Annotated in this window: 1 protein-coding gene; it reads left to right on the plus strand. The window is 31.7% G+C overall.

The features are described 5' to 3' along the window. Positions 1-1,554, plus strand: a 1,554-nt coding sequence (gene argS, locus HG1285_RS02020; protein WP_008289238.1) for an arginine--tRNA ligase, incomplete at both ends; no start/stop codon positions are given.

Consider the following 1,554-nt stretch of genomic DNA (forward strand, 5'->3'; position numbering starts at 1 on the left):
AAAAAACTTGAAAATAGAAACACCAAAAGAAGAAAAATTTGGAGATTTTTCTATAAATGCTGCGTTTTTACTTACTAAATATTTAAAAAAGAAGCCTTTAGAGATTGCAAATCAAATAAAAGAAATTTTAGAAAAAGAAGATATTTTTGAAAAAGTAGAGGTTGCAGGAGCTGGCTTTATAAATCTATTCTTATCTACAAAATTCTTCCAGCCATTTTTACATAAAGCTGTTGTTCACGGAGATAGATACGGAGAAAAAATAAATAAAGATAAAGGAAAAATAAATGTTGAATTTGTAAGTGCAAATCCCACAGGCCCACTACATCTTGGACACGGAAGGGGAGCAGTAGTAGGGAATGCCCTTTCAAACATTTTAAGTTATAGCGGATATGAAGTTGTAAAAGAGTTTTATATAAACGACGCTGGAAATCAGATAAGAAAACTTGGAGAGTCTATATATGCAAGATATAGACAGATAGAGCAGCCAGATTTTCCCTTTCCAGAAGACGGTTATCACGGCAACTACATAAAAGAAATAGCAAAAGATATTTATTACCATGAAAGGGAAAAGGTTTTAACATTTTTAGATGAAAGTCAGGCAGTAGAATGGATGGCAGAGTACGGCAAAAATATACTTTTAGATAGAATAAAAGAAGATTTAAAGCTAATAAATGTTGAGTTTGACATATGGTTCAGTGAAAAAGAGCTTTACAAAACAGGAAAAGTTCAGGAAGTTATCAACTATCTTCAAGAAAAAGGTCTTGTTTATGAAAAAGACGGAGCTTTATGGCTTAAAACAACCTTGTACGGAGATGATAAAGATAGAGTACTAAAAAAATCAGACGGTACATATACATATTTTGCTGGAGATATTGCATACCATTATGATAAATTTAAAAGAAGCTATAAGCAGGCTATTAATATATGGGGAGCTGACCATCACGGGTATTTTCCAAGATTAAAAGCTGCAGTAATGGCACTTGGAGCATCTGAAAACTGGCTTCAGGTTTTATTTATCCAGCTTGTAAAACTTTTCAAAAACGGCAAAGAAGTTAAAATGTCAAAAAGGGCAGGCGAATTTATAACATTAAGAGATTTAGTAATTGAAGTTGGGGCAGATGCAGTTATTTACTTTTTCCTTTCAAAAGACAGCAATACCCATTTAAACTTTGACATTGACCTTGCTACAAAAAAATCTTCTGAAAACCCTGTTTTTTACGTGCAGTATGCACATGCACGAATAACATCAGTTTTTAGAGAAGCAAAGGAAAAACTTGGAATTGAAGCTAATTTAATTGAAGACGTTAATATAGAACTTTTAAAAGAAAAAGCTGAAAAAGATTTAATGAAAAAAATATCTACCATTCCTGAAGATATATACAATATTGCTGAGCAAAAGCAACCCCACAAAATAACAAACCTTGCATATGACCTTGCTTCAAAATTTCATTATTACTACAATAACTATAAATTTTTAAACGAAAACGACGAAGAATTAACAAAAGCACGACTTTACCTTTTAAGGGCTGTAAGAAATACATTAAGAACATTGTT

The sequence above is a fragment of the Hydrogenivirga sp. 128-5-R1-1 genome (genome assembly GCF_000171895.1).